Annotated in this window: 19 protein-coding genes; 11 read left to right on the top strand and 8 right to left on the bottom strand. The window is 40.7% G+C overall.

What is annotated here, in order from left to right; translation table 11 throughout:
* Positions 1-240 precede the first annotated feature (240 nt).
* The 4 genes from ACK4HU_RS11125 to ACK4HU_RS11140 all read left to right on the top strand — a co-directional run bounded on the left by ACK4HU_RS11125 (position 241) and on the right by ACK4HU_RS11140 (position 4992).
* Positions 241-504: a hypothetical protein gene (locus tag ACK4HU_RS11125; RefSeq protein ID WP_409806735.1), complete on the top strand. Its 264-nt coding sequence runs from the start codon at positions 241-243 to the stop codon at positions 502-504.
* 294 nt (positions 505-798) lie between these two features.
* Positions 799-2331 (top strand): SulP family inorganic anion transporter, encoded by a 1533-nt coding sequence (locus ACK4HU_RS11130; RefSeq protein WP_409806737.1) that lies wholly within the window; start codon positions 799-801, stop codon positions 2329-2331.
* Positions 2332-2415: 84 nt separating this feature from the next.
* The gene (locus ACK4HU_RS11135; protein ID WP_409806739.1) at positions 2416-3480 is read left to right on the top strand and encodes a hypothetical protein; all 1065 of its coding nucleotides are present in this window, start codon (positions 2416-2418) and stop codon (positions 3478-3480) included.
* 225 nt (positions 3481-3705) lie between these two features.
* Positions 3706-4992: an MFS transporter gene (locus tag ACK4HU_RS11140; RefSeq protein ID WP_409806740.1), complete on the top strand. Its 1287-nt coding sequence runs from the start codon at positions 3706-3708 to the stop codon at positions 4990-4992.
* Positions 4993-5057: 65 nt separating this feature from the next.
* Here ACK4HU_RS11140 and ACK4HU_RS11145 read toward each other — a convergent pair whose 3' ends face one another.
* The 4 genes from ACK4HU_RS11145 to ACK4HU_RS11160 all read right to left on the bottom strand — a co-directional run bounded on the left by ACK4HU_RS11145 (position 5058) and on the right by ACK4HU_RS11160 (position 10889).
* Positions 5058-5249 (bottom strand): hypothetical protein, encoded by a 192-nt coding sequence (locus ACK4HU_RS11145; RefSeq protein WP_409806742.1) that lies wholly within the window; start codon positions 5247-5249, stop codon positions 5058-5060.
* A gap of 382 nt (positions 5250-5631) precedes the next feature.
* A complete protein-coding gene (locus ACK4HU_RS11150) occupies positions 5632-7638 on the bottom strand; it encodes a glycogen debranching protein (RefSeq protein ID WP_409806744.1) in 2007 nt (668 codons plus the stop codon).
* A 144-nt stretch (positions 7639-7782) separates the two neighbouring features.
* Positions 7783-9939, bottom strand: a complete 2157-nt coding sequence (locus tag ACK4HU_RS11155) for an acylase (protein ID WP_409806746.1) — start codon at positions 9937-9939, stop codon at positions 7783-7785.
* 62 nt (positions 9940-10001) lie between these two features.
* Entirely contained in the window at positions 10002-10889 is an 888-nt protein-coding gene (locus ACK4HU_RS11160; RefSeq protein WP_409806748.1) for an aldo/keto reductase, read from the bottom strand.
* A 150-nt stretch (positions 10890-11039) separates the two neighbouring features.
* Here ACK4HU_RS11160 and pfkA point away from each other — a divergent pair, with 150 nt between their 5' ends.
* Together pfkA and ACK4HU_RS11170 are read left to right on the top strand one after the other, a co-directional pair.
* Positions 11040-12014 (top strand): 6-phosphofructokinase, encoded by a 975-nt coding sequence (pfkA, locus tag ACK4HU_RS11165; RefSeq protein ID WP_409806749.1) that lies wholly within the window; start codon positions 11040-11042, stop codon positions 12012-12014.
* 1 nt (position 12015) lies between these two features.
* Complete coding sequence (locus ACK4HU_RS11170) at positions 12016-12351, top strand: hypothetical protein (protein WP_409806751.1); 336 nt, start codon at positions 12016-12018, stop codon at positions 12349-12351.
* Here the strand turns inward: ACK4HU_RS11170 and miaA are convergent.
* On the bottom strand, positions 12339-13247 hold the full coding sequence (gene miaA, locus ACK4HU_RS11175) for a tRNA (adenosine(37)-N6)-dimethylallyltransferase MiaA (RefSeq protein WP_409806753.1): 909 nt from the start codon (positions 13245-13247) through the stop codon (positions 12339-12341). The genes ACK4HU_RS11170 and miaA overlap by 13 nt on opposite strands.
* A 135-nt stretch (positions 13248-13382) precedes the next feature.
* Between miaA and ACK4HU_RS11180 the strand changes: the two genes are divergently transcribed.
* The 5 genes from ACK4HU_RS11180 to ACK4HU_RS11200 are packed head-to-tail and all read left to right on the top strand — an operon-like array spanning position 13383 to position 17128.
* Positions 13383-14138: a response regulator gene (locus ACK4HU_RS11180; protein WP_409806754.1), complete on the top strand. Its 756-nt coding sequence runs from the start codon at positions 13383-13385 to the stop codon at positions 14136-14138.
* A complete protein-coding gene (locus ACK4HU_RS11185) occupies positions 14135-14512 on the top strand; it encodes a response regulator (protein WP_409806755.1) in 378 nt (125 codons plus the stop codon). Before ACK4HU_RS11180 ends, ACK4HU_RS11185 begins: the two co-directional genes overlap by 4 nt.
* Positions 14512-14790: a hypothetical protein gene (locus ACK4HU_RS11190; RefSeq protein WP_409806757.1), complete on the top strand. Its 279-nt coding sequence runs from the start codon at positions 14512-14514 to the stop codon at positions 14788-14790. Before ACK4HU_RS11185 ends, ACK4HU_RS11190 begins: the two co-directional genes overlap by 1 nt.
* Complete coding sequence (locus ACK4HU_RS11195; RefSeq protein ID WP_409806759.1) at positions 14787-15551, top strand: MBL fold metallo-hydrolase; 765 nt, start codon at positions 14787-14789, stop codon at positions 15549-15551. Before ACK4HU_RS11190 ends, ACK4HU_RS11195 begins: the two co-directional genes overlap by 4 nt.
* Positions 15551-17128 carry an NFACT RNA binding domain-containing protein gene (locus ACK4HU_RS11200; protein ID WP_409806761.1) on the top strand — a complete coding sequence of 526 codons (1578 nt, stop codon included), beginning with the start codon at positions 15551-15553 and terminating at the stop codon, positions 17126-17128. The genes ACK4HU_RS11195 and ACK4HU_RS11200 overlap by 1 nt, the downstream gene beginning before the upstream one ends.
* 2 nt (positions 17129-17130) lie before the next feature.
* On the opposite strand, the gene ACK4HU_RS11205 is transcribed toward ACK4HU_RS11200, so the two are convergent.
* The 3 genes from ACK4HU_RS11205 to ACK4HU_RS11215 are packed head-to-tail and all read right to left on the bottom strand — an operon-like array spanning position 17131 to position 19333.
* A complete protein-coding gene (locus ACK4HU_RS11205; RefSeq protein WP_409806763.1) occupies positions 17131-17490 on the bottom strand; it encodes a hypothetical protein in 360 nt (119 codons plus the stop codon).
* Positions 17491-17493: 3 nt separating this feature from the next.
* Positions 17494-18270 (bottom strand): LytR/AlgR family response regulator transcription factor, encoded by a 777-nt coding sequence (locus ACK4HU_RS11210; protein ID WP_409806765.1) that lies wholly within the window; start codon positions 18268-18270, stop codon positions 17494-17496.
* Entirely contained in the window at positions 18215-19333 is a 1119-nt protein-coding gene (locus ACK4HU_RS11215) for a sensor histidine kinase (protein ID WP_409806767.1), read from the bottom strand. The genes ACK4HU_RS11210 and ACK4HU_RS11215 overlap by 56 nt, the downstream gene beginning before the upstream one ends.
* Positions 19334-19449: the final 116 nt, after the last annotated feature.

Here is a 19449-nt window from a genome sequence, read left to right on the forward strand (position 1 = left end):
TTTTTTTTTTCTCGGGGGGGGGTGCGCCGCCCCCCGCCCCCCCCCCCCCCCCCCCCCCTCCCCCAAAAACAAAGCGCACGGACGCCGAGCAGCTTGCCCGCCGTGGAGGGAAGTCGAGGTGCAACTTTATTAAATGTGGCTAGTGGCAGAATTGCGGATATTCATAAAAAAATAAAGCCCGCTAATCATTGATAGATAGTATGCTAGCTTGGGGTATTTTCCAATCCTAAATTTCAAAAAATGGACGATACACCACAACCAACCAAAGAGGAAATCCTGGAAACGATCATTGGAATTTTAAAAAAACAAAAAAGATTCAAGGATCTGAAAATCAAAGAAAAAACTCACCTCGACAGGGATCTGAAAATGAATGCGACGGAAATCTCCGAATTCTCAAGAGGAATTGAAGTTTCATTCGGAGTACTGATCACTTCTAACACAATGGTATTCCTCAGAGATATAGAAAGCTTGGTATTCTATGTTCACAGCCAAATTTTAAAGTAAATTTCCGACGCTTAACCTCATCATGAAGAAAAATATTTCCTCTTCGTTATCGATTGCGGATGAGTAGAATTGAGTTTTTCAATTAAAGCATATTCTTAGGCATAATCCACTTTCGCAAAATATTATTCTGTTCAATCTATTTTAGCTACCTTTGCAAAACCATGCAATTATTCAGCTCGATCGCCACTCCACCTTGATTTTTTCTCGAATCCATTCGGATAGTTGTGCAGTGTAAGCCAGCATAAGTCTTGTTTTTTCTCCTATTGATTATCAGTTTATCATCCCTATTCATCTATGAAGAAGTACTTCAACCTATTTGATTTTAGCCAACGCGTTGATTACAAGACCGAAGTGCTATCAGGTATCACTGTTGCACTTGCCTTGATTCCTGAGGCAGTTGCCTTCGCCTTGATTGCTGGACTTTCTCCTCTTACAGGCCTATATGCAGCTTTTGTAATGGGTTTAGTCACCTCCATCCTCGGTGGAAGACCTGGAATGATATCCGGTGCTACCGGTGCGATTGCGGTGATCATCGTTACCCTAGCTGTTACCCATGGTGTGGAATATGTCTTTGCAGCAGTGGTTCTCTCGGGACTGATTCAAGTTGCAGCAGGATCGCTGAAACTTGGTAAACTCATCCGCTTAGTCCCTCACCCCGTAATCTTCGGATTTGTAAATGGACTGGCAATTATCATTTTCATGTCTCAACTGGACCAATTTAAAGGTGCCGACGGTACTTGGTTAGAGGGAAATACACTTTATATTTTACTTGGCTTGGTATTTTTGACCATGTTGATCATTTGGGGATTGCCCAAATTGACAAAAGTAGTCCCTGCATCATTGGCCGCAATTGTGGTTGTTTTTGGATTAGTTGCAGCTCTTGGAATTGAAACCAAAACGGTCGGAGATATCGCCAGTATCAAAGGAGGATTTCCTCCCTTCCACATTCCTTCGGTCCCTTTCAATCTGGAGACACTGACTTTGATTTTCCCTTATGCGGCTATCATGGCCGGGGTTGGTTTGATCGAGTCTCTTTTGACACTGAATATTATTGACGAAATCACCGAAACTAGAGGCCGAAGTAATAAGGAAGCAGTAGCTCAAGGAGTAGCAAATATCACATCGGGATTTTTCTCAGGAATGGGAGGTTGCGCCATGCTAGGTCAGAGTTTGATCAACATATCTTCCGGAGCTCGAGCAAGATTATCCGGAATAGTAGCCTCAGTAATGCTTTTGGTATTTATTATTTTCGGTTCTGGTCTGATTGAACAAGTACCGATGGCAGCTTTGACGGGCTTGATGATCATGGTAGCAATCGGCACCTTTGAGTGGGCAAGTATCAAAACGGTAACCAAAATGCCTAAGAAGGATATCTTCCTGATGTTTTTGGTGACAATAATTACGGCAGTGCTTCACAATCTAGCCCTTGCGGTATTGATCGGAGTGATCCTCGCAGCACTTTTCTTTGCATGGGACAATGCCAAAAGAATCCGTGCTCGGAAGTTTATTGACGAAAACGGCGCAAAGCATTATGAAATGTTTGGACCGCTCTTTTTTGGCTCTGTGAGTGCTTTTTCAGAGAAGTTTGAGGTGCTAACCGATCCAAATGAGGTGATTATTGACTTTGCAGAAAGCCGAGTAGTCGACATGTCTGCTATCGAAGCTTTGAATAAAATCACAGAACGTTACCATAAAGTGGGCAAAAAAGTTCACCTTCGTCACTTGAGTCCTGATTGTAAGCGACTTTTGGCAAGAGCGGATGAAATCATTGATATCAATATCATGGAAGATCCGACTTACAAGCTTGTTGTAGACGAATTAGCCTAAAAATCATATTTGAATGACCGCCGGGAATTGATTCTCAATTGCTGGTGTTGTCCTTGAGTGAATACCAAATAAAAAAGAAAGAAGATGATCGAAAATGCAACAATTGAAGAAGTTCAAGGACAAATTGAAAAAGAAAGAGAAGGGCTGAGGGTTCTGATCACATCTGAGCATTCACAAGATGAACTAGTTGCGAAATTGGCCAACTTGGAAGTTGATGTACAATGGCGAGAAATAGCAGAGCCACTCACAGGCTTGGAGGATACGTTTACCTTTCGGCATTTAAAGCCTGTTTTTGACTATGCTGAGAAAAATGGCATTGACTTAGTGATTGCGGTGGATTCCACTTACGACAAGTTTACCCTTGGAGTGCGAAAGTTGGTGACGGGCAATTTCGTTTTGTTGAACATCCATCATACTTCTCTGATACTTGCCAAGCTATTGTTGGAAAATCATGGTTCATTAAGCTGCAAGAAGTCAATTTTCATCACAGATCTTTTGGAAAAGATTTTTGCAAAACATGATGCCTCGATTACTACAATTCCAAATCTTCCAACCCCACTGAAGGAGCATTCAGAGTTCTTACTTTCTGAACCTGACGAAACGCTCTTTATTTCTGAGAATCAGGAAATTCTTCTGAAAGGCCAACAAGACAGTTTGGGCTATTTGCTTTCCAGATTAATTCTATCTGCTAAAAAAGCAAAAAGTGAAGATCACACGCTTTTTGACAGTTTGATTGAGATTTATACAGATTATGGATTTCAGCGAGAAAAAAATCTTGCCGTATCCATTGAGGAGCCTTCGCAGAAGGTCTTTTTCAAGAAAGTCATTGCCCGATTGAAAAAGAAACCACCATTGACTCTAGGTATGACAGAGATCACAAGCATCGAAGACCTCAGCAATGGTACTTTGAAAAATCTCCTGAGCGGTCGTATCGTTCCTTCCAAATCTCCTATTGCGGATGCACTTCAAGTTCAATTGGGAAATAATAGCAGATTTTTGATTTTCCCAACGGAACAGAAAATCAACTTCTTCTTTACCAGCCATGGAAAGCTGATTAAGAAGGATGATTTCACCACATTGAGTCAACAGTTTGATCAGCGAGTGGTAAAGTTGCTTTCTGAAATCAACAGATTGGGGATAGAGAATTGAGGGTTTTGATGTCCGATGTCCGATGTCGGATGATAGTAGTTGAAAGTTTGAGATGGGAAGTCCGATTTGAGATATAAATCCAATCTTGAGTTACTGGCATCTTTGAATACATAACCGGAAAAGAAAAGGCTTTAGCCGAAGTACTTTCCAGATAAATTGGATCCAAATGAGAGAATAAAAAACTCCCATTTGGATTTATTTTTGTTTAAAATCCACCAAGAGCCTTTGAATTATTTTCAATTTATTCGGCAAAATAGAATCATGGTCATGTTCGGGATTATGATGACGGCACTATCCAGTTTTGGACAGACTTTTTTGCTTGCGCTGTATGTACCCTACTTGATTTCTGACTTTTCGCTCACCAACAGTTCGGTTTCTTCTTTTTATGGGATAGCGACGATAGTAAGTGCTTCGATCCTACCTAAAATCGGCAAACTGATCGACACGGTTCCTCTCAAAATATTCACTATCATCACCACACTGATATTCTCATCCTCTTTGGTATTGTTTTCATTGGCGACGACGTGGTGGGTAATCCCAATCGCCTTTTTCGGATTAAGACTAGCTGGCCAAGGATTGTACTCCCACATTGCTATTACTTCGATGTCACGGTATTTCGAGGCAAATCGAGGCAAAGCAATCAGTCTAGCCTCTTTGGGACATCCCTTGGGTCAAGCAGTTTTACCGGCACTTATTTTAGTAGTCATTGGCTGGGTAGGGTGGAGAGAGTCTCTTTGGCTAAATGCAGGCCTAGTGACTGTTTTTGTTACCCTTTTCACACTTTTTGGCGTGAAACAAAGACACCTTCAACCTGAGGACTCCTCAGAGGAATTAGAGGCTACTGAGCTTGATAAACCTGCCAAAAAAATACGGCAACGGGACATCATGCGTTCAAAGGAATTCTGGCTTTTGGCTCCAAATATTTTCTTTATTCCTTTCGCGACCACCGGACTATTTTTCTATCAAATTGCCATTGTCGAGTTTAAAGGATGGCAGGAAGGAATAATAGCTGCGGGGCTTTCTACGTATGCATTGGCGGCGGCGACAAGTATTATTTTTGCCGGCCCTATGATCGATCGCTATCGAGCCCGAACTTTCTTTCCGTATTACTTGATCCCTTTTTTGATCGCCATTTTGGGTATTTGGCTGATTCCTAATACTTGGTCCATGTTTGTCTACATGATTTTCATGGGCATCTCAGTTGGTTTTGGCAATGCAATACTTGCAGCCTTGCAGGTGGAGTTTTTTGGGAAAAAGTTTATCGGATCAGTTCGAAGCCTTTTTACTTCGATGATGGTATTGAGTTCTGCGGTAGGTCCCACACTTTATGGGTTAATCTTAGATGCTGGTTGGGGATGGGAAGTCGTCTTCCCTGTCAATTTGGCTCTTTTGATTCCTATTATTTTACAATCTTTTAGAGCTTTACCACTATATACCAGAGCCAAGTGGAAGTTTAAATACAAGCGTGTGACGGGGAAATTCAAGAAGTCAGGAAATCTGCCTCCCGTATAGATCCTCGAATTTTTGGACTTACCCTGCCCCTCTATGGCGATTTATTGTAAAACCACAATTAAACGTCAATCTTCTCCCCCATCCTTCCAAGTATCAAGATTCACCTGTTGCTTGATCAGGAGCTTGTTGTAATGTCTGTTTCTTCTACCCTTTTTGGCATCTGATCTTTTTTGATTGCGCTTATCTACCACAAGGATGTCCAAATTGTTGAGGTCAGTGATAGACTGAATTTGGTTAGGAGAAGTTCTCTTAGGCATAAAAACCAGTTGTGTTATGATGTAAGCTTAACAGCTAAACCGGATATTCAGTTTTTAAAAATATTAATTGTGATTATCCGCTTTTTTGCCATTACATCAAAATGGCCTCGACTTCGCTCGGCCACCGGATTTCAGGTTATTAAAGGGAGGGGAGGAATATGCGGCTGCGCCGCATATTCCTCCCCTCCCCCAAAAACAAAGCCAACGGACACCGAGCGAAGTCGAGGTGCAACTTTATAAAATTTGGCTACTGGCAGAATTGCAGATAATCATGATATTAAATGACCAAAAAAAGAAAATCACAATTTGAAGAACAATCCTTTGATGGATTTAGAATTCAATAAAATAAGAGGAGTTAAAACCCATGTTTCTTCCTTCAGAGTTAAGACTCCAATACTACTATCGAATACGCATTGACCTGAAAATGTGATTCTGTCACCTGAGGTCCGTTTCCCCAATCAAAAATATCCTCAGGGGATTTTCTGTAAGTATTCACCCAAAGTCTCCAATTTTTTCCACGCTCTTGAGGTTGAGGAATCTCAAATTCCAACATTTCAGGTTTAGCATTGATCATGATATGTATCGCAGCCGACTTCCTCATGAACTTAACACTGACTGCGATGGAGCTTGATTGGTCTGACCAATCTGGCTTATTAAGCTTCACGCCATGATAAGAAATTCGACCAGAATTCAGCATCTCATTCAAGCTCATAGTATTTTCCAACTGACCCAATTCACGGCTCCGCCTACGGGCGATCAGCATTTTTACAAATCGAAGCAGATTTCGGTTTTTCTCAACCAAATCCCAATCAAACCAAGTCAATCTATTGTCATGGCAATAGGGATTATTATTTCCAAGCTGAGTTCGCTTGACTTCATCTCCCATAGATAGCATGGGAGTTCCTACTGCCAATAAAATCGTGGTGAAATAATTTCGGATTTGCCTCTCTCTCAGGACTGCTATTTCCGGGTCATCGGTAGGACCATCAACTCCACAATTCCAGCTAAAATTTTCATTTGTACCATCACAATTCCCTTCCCCATTAAGCTCATTATGCTTGTGATTATATGAAACAAGGTCATTAAGTGTAAATCCATCATGACAGGTTACAAAATTGACGCTTTGCTCCGGTTCTCTATTTTGGTGTGAATAGAGATCCGGGCTACCGATCATCCGGCTGATAAACGCTTTTACTTTTCCTTTATCTCCTTTGATAAAGCTGCGGACATCATCTCGGAATTTCCCATTCCATTCTTTCCAGCTGTCCCCTACAAATGACCCCACTTGAACAAGCCCGGCAGCGTCCCAAGCCTCCGCTATTAGTTTGGTTCCTGCAAGAACAGGATCTGATTCAATATCCCATAGGATTGGAGGATTTTCGATGAGATTACCCTTTCCATCTCTGGAAAGAATGGAGGCAAGATCAAAGCGAAAGCCATCCACATGCATGTGCTTTACCCAAAAATGAAGACTGTCGATGATCATCCTTCTGACTACAGGTTGATTGGAGTTGAGGATGTTTCCACAGCCCGAATAATCCTTATACTTAGACTTATCCTCCTCAAGGGCATAATACATTCGATTGTCTATTCCTTTAAAAGAATAGGTTGGCCCTTCTTCTCCGCCTTCGGCGGTATGATTGAACACTACATCCAGGATGACTTCTATTCCGACCTGATGAAGAGCTTTGACCAAATCTCGAAATTCGTTCAATGCATGAATGGGTTCTTGACCACTGGAATACCCTTCATGCACTGCAAAAAATGAAACTGGATCATATCCCCAATAGTTATTTCTCCCGTCCCTAGTTTTGGGATCGAATTGAAATACAGGCATAAGTTCAACGGCTGTAATTCCCAATTCCAGCAGATAGGGGATTTTTTTGATCATCCCTGCATAGGTGCCGCGGATCTGATCTCCAACTCCCGAATTTGGGTTTTTGGTAAATCCCGCTACATGCATTTCGTAAATAACTGTTTGAGAAAATGGTCTATAAAGAGGCAAATCTTCCTCCCAATCGTATTCATGCAGATCGACAACAACACCTTTTGGACAAGATTCCGAAAAAGCCACTGCCTTAGCATATGGGTCTAATAGAACCTTGGTCGAATCAAATCGGTGTCCTCTTGAAGGGTCATTAGGACCGGTGATTCGATATCCATATAGCTGCCCAGGAGATATATCCGGTAAAAAGATATGCCAATAATGATAAGTTTTGTTCTCTCGGGGATCAAGTCTAATAATGATCGAAGCATCATCGTCTTCCCTCGTATTAAAAAATAAAAGCTCGACGCTTTCTGCATGCTTTGAAAAAAGCGAGAAATTCACCCCATTCTCACTGTATGTGGGGCCTATGGGAAAACTCTTTCCTGGAAGAACCTTAGTCATCAAGTTCGTTTTTTCTTCAAGCTACCGTGAATGTAACTAACACAAGATGACATATGTCAGGTAAAAAAATGATAAAGTTCGAAACCCCAAAAAAAGCCTCCAAGAAGCATGTGCTTTTTGGAGACAGATCACTTGGGGTTCAATTTATTTTCGTTGTCCAGGGAAGTACTTTTCTACAGCTCTTTTTTCTACATCTTCTTTGTAGAAGGCCACATCTTTGAAGTTGACATCAGTATAGCGCTGCGCCTGATCAAAGAAGTGAGGAGAATTGGGATCGGAACTTTGACCCCCAGCCAAAATAGTTTTTGCTTTTACTTTCTCTCCAAATTCAACCACGGCCACAAAGCTGTTACCACGATAGCCGTAGAGTCTTTTGGTTCCTTCGTAAGTTCTTGCACCATAAGCAGCGAGCGCTCCCCAGTTACCTGAAGCCAATCCAACTGGCACATAAGGGGCATTGTCATCGTACTTGAGGTCAATATCACCGGAAAGCCGCTGGAAACGGTTGATCTCGGACCAAGGCGTATTCCAAGTACCGAAATCTGCATTCATCTGTGTAATGGTTTTGTCGAAAACGGCAGAGATTTCTTCAGCATTTGGAACTTTGGCTGTAGGCATGGGATTGATGAATCGGTTCATGCTTCGGAATTCCCGCTGGTAGTTTTCCCCGTAAAAATGTGCTACAGACATGGCAACTGATTCTTTGGAAGTTCGATAATCCCAAGCTTTCAACAGGGCCAAAACTTCCTTTTGATCCGCTTTTTCATATTTCTCCAAAGCGGAAATCAATTCTGGAATCAAGTATTCAAAAGCCGGTAAATACGGATCATAAGCTAACTGAAGGAAAGTATCCAAGTTTAGTTTTTCCACTTCCTGAAGCACTTTGATAGCATGAATCGCTCTAAAATTCTCAGCGTCAGGCGCCATGTAAACTGGATAATCTTCCTTTTTCGGGCTGTGTTCTGCCGCTGCTGTGAAAGGTGTTGAGTTGCAGTTTTGGATCCAGCCATTTTTTGGATTTAAGATCAAAATACTTTCATCGACTGTGTGAAGTCCCTGCCAATCGGTAGCTGGATTACTTCCATCGACCGGTTTCGAAAAGTCGAATTCAGGATTCCGCTTTGGGATGAAGTTGCCATGGAAATAGGCAATATTACCCTCTGCATCCGCAAAAACGGTGTTATTCGATGAATTAGTACGGATATTCATCATGTCTTTAAACTCCGCATAGTTGTTCAATTTGGTTCGGATATAACTTTGGGAAATTGCATTCACAGGATCCCAGTTGATTTTAGTGGCCACCCATTTTTCCCCGTTTTTGTGCGTGATCGGTCCATGGTGTGTTCGGTAAAAAGTGAATTCTTTTTCCTTCAATTCCGAACCGTCTTTGTATTTCAAGGTGATTGTTTGCTGCTCCACATCTCGAAGTTCTTCCCCGTATTTGTATTGGAATTTTCCATCAGATTCCACGATTTCTTCTTCAAACTCGTCCTTAAAATCCACAAAAGTAGAGGTATGGATAAAACCGGTTTTTTCATTGAATCCTTGATAAATGAAAAATTGACCCCAAGTCACTGCACCATAGACATTGAGACCTTCTTCACTGACAACATGCACTTCCGGGCGAAAGTAAAAGGAGGTATGCGGGTTGATTAACAGCATCGCATTCCCTGATTCTGTCAATCCCGGTGCGATAGCGATGCCATTTGACCCTTGAGGTTCCGTTAAGATATCTTCCATTTCGGCAACGGATGCCATTGCTTTATTTTCTTCATAGAAAGCCTGAATGCGATTGGTAGAAATGCTCTCAATATCACCACCGATGGAACCCTCGAAAAAAAACATGGGCATCCAAGGCTCATATCGAGTGATCACCTGAGGATTGGCTTCAGGATGCATATGAAGGTAGTAATTGATACCGTCGGCAAAAGCCACACAGAGATCTTTGAGCCAATCCTGTGCTGTCTCATAAGCTTCCTTGGCTTCTGCTTCGGTCATAAACAGATTGGCACGAAGATCGGAGTAGATCTCCTCCTCCCCTTCCAATTCGGCGAGTCGACCAATCGCCCAAACATAGTTGCGTTCCACTCTTCGAAAATCATCCTCACACTGTGCGTACAGCAATCCAAAAACTGCATCCGCATCCGATTTGCCATAGATATGCGGCACTCCAAAATTATCCCGAATGATCTCTACTCGCTCCGCTTGCGCTTCCCAGCGCTTGAGTTCGTCGTTTGGATTTTGACTTTGACAGGAAAAAAGGGCTACAAGGCTGATCAAGAAGATAAATCTCCGAAGCATAAAATTTGGGTTTGGGTGAAGTTCGAAAGTAAGTGATTTGGTAAAGCTTCGCAAAAGGTTTGTTACCGATGGTCTTGGTACCGATTGGGTGTGAATTTGCTTTTCATTTCATGAATTAAAGCCACAGTGATTTTCTCACTTTCTTCGATTCCTTTTTGAAGTTTTGCTATTTGTTCCACTGAACTTGCCCCGATAATCAGGGATGAAACTGCCTTCTCTATCAAACCAAAGCGAATCAAAACAGCCTCGGGACTGAATTCAAACTTTCGAATTTCTGCTTTTATCTCGGCGACTTTTTCACTGGGAAAATCCAAAAAATCGGAAACTGGCTTATCAATCAACATTCCTTTTGCGAAAGCACCTCTGACCAAAACTCGTGTACTCGTCTTCTCCAAAAGCGGAAAAATTTCCTCCTCCGGTCTTCGGTCCAAGGGGCTGTATTGCATCATGATGGTGGCCGGCGGATTCATTGCCATCACTTTTCGGATCACATTAGGACGGATGGAAGAAATCCCAAAAGCCCGAATCTTGCCCTGAGATTTTAAAATATCAAAAGCCTCAAGCGACTCTTCCCAAGGATCTTCGATTGTGCCGCCATGAAGCTGGTATAAATCGAGGTAATCCGTTCTCAACCTTCTCAGACTTTCTTCCACAGCTTTAAGTATATACTCTTTTCGTGGATTCCAGGACCATGCAATTCCATCAGCATTCCATTCATTTCCTACTTTGGAAGCGAGAATAAGTTGAGTTCGTTTGGATTGAATCGCCCTACCGATATTTTTCTCATTTTGGCCTTTTTGGTACAAATCTGCGGTATCGAAAAGGTTAATTCCAGAATCAATGGCTGCATGAATGATTTTCTCAGCATCGAAGTAGCTCTCAGGCAGGGACATACATCCCAATCCTCTTTTTGGCAAAGGAAAAACGGAATCATTTTCTATTTCTGACATTTTCAAAACGTTAAATTTCACCTTGTCTAAACCTAAATTAATTAACACCCATTTCCCAACTCTACTTTTAAATTTGGGTTTGAATAATAGAAACATGCGAGGGTATTCCTTCTTAAATATCTATTTTTGCCCTGCCAAAAACCTTAAACGATGAAAAAAATAGCTGTTTTCACCTCAGGAGGAGATTCCCCTGGAATGAACGCTTGCATCCGTGCTGTTGTCAGAACGGGGATATATAGAGGCCTTGAGGTCTATGGGATTCAGCGTGGATACGAAGGAATGATCGAAGGAGATATCAAGCGAATGCACTCCTATTCGGTCAGTAATATCATTCAGCGTGGTGGGACTATTTTGAAGTCAGCTCGATCTCTGGAATTCAAAACACCTGAGGGTAGAAAAAAAGCTTTTGACAACCTCAAAGATTTAGAAATCGAAGGCTTGATTGCTATCGGGGGTGATGGAACATTTACAGGAGCGAAAGTATTTTTCGAAGAGTATGGGATTCCGACTGTAGGTTGTCCGGGCACGATCGATAATGACATCTATGGAACAGACTTCACCATAGGCTTTGACACAGCAGTCAATACGGCACTTGAGGCCATCGACAAAATCCGTGATACAGCTGCGGCTCACGACCGGATTTTCTTTGTAGAAGTAATGGGTCGGGATTCGGGATTTATCGCAGTAGAATGCGGAATTGGCGGAGGCGCTGAATTCGTCATGGTGCCTGAGACCAAAACTGACTTGAACAGTGTAGTCAAATCCCTCAAAAACCTTCGAAAATCGAAATCTTCGAGTATCATCGTTGTGGCTGAAGGCGATGACCTGGGAAATGCTGACCAAATTATGCATATGGTGAAGGATAAAATTAAAGACCCTTCGAAGGAATTTAAAGTGACTACTTTAGGACATATTCAGCGAGGCGGAAACCCTACAGCCCGTGATCGTGTTTTGGGAAGTAGATGCGGAATGGGCGCAATAGACGGGTTGATCGCAGGCAAAACCAATTGTATGGCCGGTGTCATGAGCAATACAATAGTTTATACTTCTTTTGAAGACTGCATCAGCAAGCCAAAACCATTACATCCTGATCATCTGGCATTAATCGACATTTTAAGTATTTAATATGGGTTTTATTCCTTTGTTTTTGACAGTAGGCGGAGCTTGCTTGCTTTTTTTCTTGACTGTGAAAAACACCATGCAGCGCAAGCTTAATTTCCAGCGGGAACTACTCTCCAAATTGGGTTTAGCACATCCTGAGTTAGGTCTGATTTTGGGACAAATTGCCGATCCTGAAACTGTTCTTGAAAGTCTGAAAAAATCCAATTCTCAGGAAAATATTTCCAAGAAGAGCTTAGAAATGATCAAGCAATTGAAAATCAACAAGTATCAATACAACTCACTTATCAAAAAAGCTCCCTACAATTGGGTGGCAAAAATTGCCGGTTTTCAGCCTATTTGAGTTTCAATCCAAGCCGTAATTTCTTTCTTTTGATCCGGATGAAACCATCGGATTTCTTCATCCCGACGAAACCAGGTCATCTGCCGCTTAGCGTATCGTCTGGAATTTCTTTTTAGCAAACGAATCGCTTCAGTGCGATCATATTTTCCTTCCAAAAAATCGAAAATCTCAGTGTAGCCTACCGTCTGCAAAGCATTCAAATGCCTTTTGCCAAAAAGTGCATCAGCCTCATCAAAAAGTCCGGCTGCAATCATTAGATCCATACGCAGATCAATCCTGTCATATAATTCCTGACGATCTCTATCCAGCCCAATTTTAATTATTTGAAAAGATCGAGTTGCTATTTTTTTCACTCTAAAAGAGCTGAATTTCAATCCTGTACCACGATACACTTCAAGAGCTCGCATCAGGCGTTGAGGGTTTTGTTTGTCGACTTGATCGAAGTATTCAGGATCCACTTTCGAAAGTTCGGATTGAAGCCATTCCAATCCCTTTGCTTCAAATTCCTTAATAATTTCCTGTCGAATATCAGGATCGACATCGGGGATTTCATCCAGACCCTTGGTGACTGCATCAGCATAAAGACCTGATCCTCCTGTCATAATTGCGATCTTAGATTTTACAAAAATGGAATCCAGAATCCTAAGGGCATCTTTTTCAAACTTTCGCACATCAAACTCTTCTTCTACAGAAAGTGAATTGATCAGGTGATGCTTTACTTCCTGAAGTTCTTCAGGTGAAGGTTTAGCCGTACCCAAGTTCATTTCCCGATAAAATTGCCTACTGTCACAGGAAATAATCTCTGTTTTGAATTTTTTGGCTAGATTTAAACAAAGGTCGGTTTTGCCCACAGCGGTTGGACCGACCACTAGAATAAGAAATTTTTTATCCGACAAAATACCGCGTTTTTTATTCAAGTAAAGGTCTTAAGGAATTAAATGGAATCAAGCATTTCCCCAAAATGTCACACATAAATATAACAATAGGTATTGCGAGATTCGATGTGACCAATGTAAATAAATCATGATCAGATGAAAAGTAAGAAGGTATTAATCGTAGATGACAACGACCTAAACAGAAAACTTTTTGAGAATCTCATTGGTCAGATTTATTCTTTCGAATCTGCGAAAAATGGAATTGAAGCTATCACCATGACAGAAAACGAACATTTCGACCTTATCCTGATGGACATTCAAATGCCACAAATGGACGGCATCACAGCAATGCGTAAAATTCGACAACGAAATAATGCCGTATGCCCGATACTTGCTGTGACTGCCTATGCTGAGGAAACCGATAGGGATAGTTTTATAAACCAAGGATTTGACGACTTCATAACCAAACCTATCAGACCAAAAGAATTCATTAAGCTTATACAGGTCTATCTTAATCAAAGTAGAAAAATTGAAAATTTAGCACACCAAAATGAATTGTCCTATCACGAAATTCTGGACAAAAATATCGTAGAGCAGCTTTTGAAATACAACTCAAAATCAGTCTTTAAGATGATTTTTGATGATTTTTTAATTGAGTGTAACGAAACCAAAATAATGATTGAAGAATATTATTCGAGTAACCATTATTTGGATTTAATTGAAAAAATTCATGCTATCAAAGGCAATTCCGGAACACTCGGTGCAATGAAAATTTATGCTTCAGCAGCTAAAGCTGAGGATTTTGGAAGGAAAGAAAATTACGTCCAATTCGAAGAAGAATTGAAAATACTAGAAAATGAAATCCTGAAATTCCAAGATTTTCTAAAACAAGAAACTATTTTTGACCCATGAGTGATCCCAAAAAAATCCTTGTTGGTGAGGACAGTTCCATTATCATCAACTTGACCAAAAATGTTTTGGCTTTCGAAAACTATCAGATGAAAGCCGCAAGAAATGGCCAACAAGTGCTCGATCTTCTGGAAAAAGAGAATTTTGATCTCATTTTGATGGATATAAGCATGCCTGTCATGGACGGAGTGGAATGCACCAAGCAAATCCGAAACCTCTCCGATCCCTCCAAAAGCAAACTTCCAATCATTGCGATCAGCGGGAATATCAAAAACTACACTCCTGAAGAATTTCGCAAACTTGGGTTTGATGATTTTATCCAAAAACCACTTGACTATGACAAGGTATTGGCCACCGTTAAAAAATTTCTAAGCTGATGGTCATCAAATACACGAAGCATTTTTTGGACAAGTTGGAAAACCTTTTTGCTGCCTCAGAATACATCCTGAGGTATGAAAAAGGCAACTTCAAGTCAGGCTACTGTGTATTGAAAGAAACCAAAATTGTCATTATCAATAAGTACTTCCCAATCGAAGGGAAAATAAATGCACTGATTGACATCATCAACGAACTAAATTTTGATCCAAAGGATTTCAATGAAAAATCCACTCAGGATTTTCTCAGTGAACTCCGTCAAACTACATTAAAATTTTGAAAGTAACTTTTCTAGGAACAGGCACCTCACAGGGTGTACCCGTGATCGGATGTGAATGTAAAGTTTGCAAATCATTGGATTTCAGAGATAAAAGATTTCGGTCTTCTATCCATTTAGAGGCAAATGGAGTTTCTATTGTCGTGGATACCGGACCTGATTTTAGAATGCAGATGCTTCGTGCTGATGTAAAAAGACTGGATGCTATCATTTACACACACGAGCACAAGGACCACACTGCCGGCTTGGATGACATTCGTCCCTACAATTTTTCCCAGCAAATGGATATGCCAATTTTCGGAAGAAGACAGGTATTGGACCAAATCCAACGGGAGTTTGATTATATCTTCAGTGCAAAAAAATATCCGGGAGTTCCTCAGGTGAATGCCATAGAAATCACCGACAATCCATTTCAAGTTAACGGACTTTCCATCATTCCAATTCCTGTCCTACACTACAAATTACCCGTTTTGGGTTTTCGGTTTGGCGACTTCAGCTATGTGACAGACGCTAATTTCATTCCCGAAGAATCGATGAAACTATTGGAGGGTACCGAAATCCTCATTTTGGATGCACTTCAAAAAGATTCGCATATTTCACACTTCACACTGGATGAGGCCGTAGAGATAGCTCAGAAAATCGGCGCCAAACAAACCTATTTCACTCACATTTCACATCGGATGGGTCTTCATGAGCAGATTGATCGTGAACTACCGGAAGGGATCGCTTTGGGCTATGACGGTTTGGAGATAACTTTGGATTGATGCACCTCAATTTCCATTTCCTGAAGTATTTGGCACCTGCATTAAATGATGCCTATGCAGGGAATAAAATTTTATCGTGTTTTTCACAAAGCAAGGATGAACTCATCATCGAAACGGAAAACGACCATTGTATTCATCCAATTCGAGCTCATCTACTTCCTCCACAGGTTTATTTGAGTTTTCCGGAACAATTTCACCGTGCAAAGCGAAACAGTGTCAATTTATTTCATGAATTGATTGAAGATACGATCAAAGAATGTGGAGTCTTTAGTTTTGAAAGGGCTTTCTACTTTGATTTTGAATCAGGTAAAAAACTGGTATTCAAACTTCATGGAAACAGAAGCAATGTGCTTTTGTATCAAAAAGAAGACGATACTCCTACCCTACTTTTCAGAAATGAAATCAAGGAAGACAAAGAATTGGACTGGAAAAGTCTGGAAAGACAGCTCGATTTGAGTTATGATCGGTTTGTGGAACTAGCTGGAAATGCATCCCAATTCCTTCCCACTTTAGGAGCCATACCTCGTGGATGGCTGAAGGAACGTGGGTATCCAGAAGCTGAAATCGATCACAAATGGAAATTGATGCAAGAACTTTTAGATATACTGGACAGTCCTCTTTTCGCTTTGGTGGAAAAGGAAGGCGTTCAGTTAAGCCTTCTACCCGAACCTGATGCGCTGAAGACTTTTTCTGATCCAATCGCTGCAACCAATGAGTTATTTTACTTGGCTTTGGTCAAGGGGAATTTCGACAAAGAAAAAAACTCCCTCCTCAAAAGCTATCAGGACCAACTCAAAAAGACAGTTTCTTACATTCAGAAGTCATCCTCGAAATTGGAGGAATTGAGAGCATCAGCTCCTCCAAGCCAACTTGCGGATGTAATCATGGCCAATCTTCATGAATTTCAAGAGGGAAAATTGGAGGTAGAACTACTGGACTTTTATACTGGAAGCCAAGTAAAAGTCAAACTGAAGCCAAACCAAAAACCACAACTTCTTGCAGAATCCCTCTATCGAAAATCCAAAAATCGACAGATCGAACTCGACCAAATCGAAAAAACGATTGCTTCCAAAATCAATCTAAAAACAGAACTGGAGCAGAAAATTCATGAGATCGAAGAAATAACCGGACACAAAGGTCTCAAAACCTATCAAAAAACGAATAAAGAAGACAAGGCAATTACCAAAGAAGTAAGCGGTTTACCTTTCAAAGTTTTTGAATACGAGGGCTTCACCATTTGGGTGGGAAAATCCGCCAAGGACAATGACGAGATGCTCAGAGGATTCATTCACAAGGATGACCTTTGGCTTCATGCCCGTCAAGTCCCTGGATCGCATGTTGTCATTCGAATGAAAGGAATGTCTGCTTTACCCAATTCGGTCTTGGAACGTGCCGCAGGATTGGCAGCTTTTTATTCGAAATTCAAAACAGAATCGTTGGCGCCTGTGATTTACACTGAAGCTAAATTTGTAAGGAAGGTCAAAGGTTCAGCACCAGGGTCGGTTATGGTCGCTCGGGAGAAAGTCGTCATGGTACCACCTGTTGGCCCGGATGAAGAAACTTCAGCTAAAAAGTAAGGCTAACGATTTCTTGGAAGCGGCGGACCTAGACTGATTTTTTTAAATCCTTTAAATAGGATGACAGTACCAACAATTCCGGTGGCGCCACCTACATAAAGTAAGGTTTCTCCCAATTCGGGCTTAGTCCCTAGCAATTGTCCCCCAATGATTGTCACTGTGTAGCCGAGTGTCGCCACAAGAATGCCAGTTTGGAGTTGATTTTGGGCTTGGTGGAGATTTAGCTGTACATCATAAAGCTCCTGATCTAGTTGGATAATTTCTCTTTTCAAGGAGTCATATGAAACCTGATCTTTTGATTGGGCGACTAGTTCTATTGAAGAAAAAACAGAAAAAAGGAGTACGAAAAAAACGGTACGCATAAATTACTGATTGATCCAAGATTTGAACTCGTTTACTCGCTCACGAGCTACTACAATTGCTTCATCACATTTGGCATTCATGGATAAAGCAAGTCGACCATTATGATATGGCTTCATTTCCATCAAATTTTTCAGATTGATAATAAATGATCTATTGATTCTATAAAATTTATTTGGATCAAGAAGGTCACTTTCGAGTTCATTGAGACTATGATCGATAATGAATTTATTGGAGGATCCCGATTCGACCAAAAAAGTCACTCCCCCCTCAGCATAGAAGAATGCGATATTTTCCACTGAGGTGAAAGATAGTTTACTTCCCGACTTGGTCAAAAATCGCTTTTTGTATGTTTTTTGAGAATAATGTTGGAGAAATTTTTCGACAAATTCCACTGAAATAATTGGTGAGGTCGGGATTGTATTTAAGGATTCAACCTTTTCAAAAGCTTTAATCAACCGCTCCTCTTGAATTGGTTTCAAAACATAATCAATGCAATTGTGATCAAAAGACTGCAAGGCATACTCATCGTAAGCTGTAATAAAAATTACCGGTGTTTTGATTTTTTTCCGCTGAAAAGCTTTGAAGCTTAATCCATCAGCAAGGTGAATATCACAGAGAATGAGATCAAATACATCTTGATTATCCAACGCTTTGCTTAATTCGACAGTACTTTGGGCTGTATCGGCAACTACCCAACTAGGTCGATGCTTCCGAAGAATTGCACTAATTCTTGCTTGTGCTAAGGGCTCGTCCTCGACTAAAAGTAAGTGTTTTGTCATCGATGAGTGGTAGTTCAACCATGAAATGATCCTCCTCATCTTCGATTCGGATATCACAATGAAGAAACTTATATCTATCGGATATGTTTTGAAGACCAATACCAGAGGAGAATTCGACGACTTCTTTTAGCTGCTTTTTATTGAAGAGTTTAAGTGAAAATTCATTTGATGAAATAGATACTTCTAGCGGTTCCATCCGAGTGAAGTAATTGTGTTTCACCACATTTTCGACAAGTAGTTGAAGTACAGCTGGAGGGATAAGTTTTTGAAAAGATGACTTTTCAAGGTCAAGAGAAAATTTCAGAGAATCTTCAAATCTGATAGTCAGGAGTTCCAGGTATTTTTTCAGAAAATCAATTTCTTCTGTCAAAGGAATCAATTCGTTGTTTTTGTTTTTGAGAATGTACCTGTATACGTCACTTAATTTTTGGAGATATTGATCAGCTGTGTTGGCATCCTGATGAATCAAAACAGACAAGGTGCTAAGATTATTAAAAAAAAAATGTGGATTCAGCTGCGAATTGACTGATTTCAATCTAGCTTCGGTAGTTAAGGTTTTGAACTTTTCAGCCTCTATTGCTTTTTCTTTCAACTTTGAATTATAGAAATAGATCGCATTTATACTATTCAAAAAAAGGTTGATCCTAGTTACAAAAGCCGAAGTCAGCAGGAAATTTTGCCAAGAAAAGCTAAACGGTCCCTCTAAAATGTATCCTGTAATCTGCGAAGATAAATAGGCCAAGAGAAGAACTAAGGCTACACTAATTCCAAACTGAAGAATCAATGGATGAATTTTCGATGTTTGCTTTCGAATCGCATTTTCAACCTGCCTATTGATATACCAAACAGAAAAAGATAAAGTCAAAATCAGGGCAAATAATGGAAATGGATCCACTGCAACGGCAAACAGTCGGTCTCCATCTAAAAAAAATATATTTAGATAGGAATACAAGCCTAATATTCCTGCAAACCAATGGCTATATCGATGACTAAACATATTCCAACCCCTTCTCTTTGCTTTTCCTCGTAAGAATTTTTTAAAAGAAAAAAGAGGCTGTCTCATAAGTACCGAATGTCACATTGAGCGAAGTCGAAATGTAGTCTAATTCCCTAGAAATGGCCTTCGGACTGCCCAACTCTCGTTGGTCAGGTGCTCAGGCTGACATAAGAACTCTTTTT

It is taken from the genome of Algoriphagus sp. (assembly GCF_046296635.1).
In the GTDB taxonomy this organism is placed as follows: Bacteria; Bacteroidota; Bacteroidia; order Cytophagales; family Cyclobacteriaceae; genus Algoriphagus.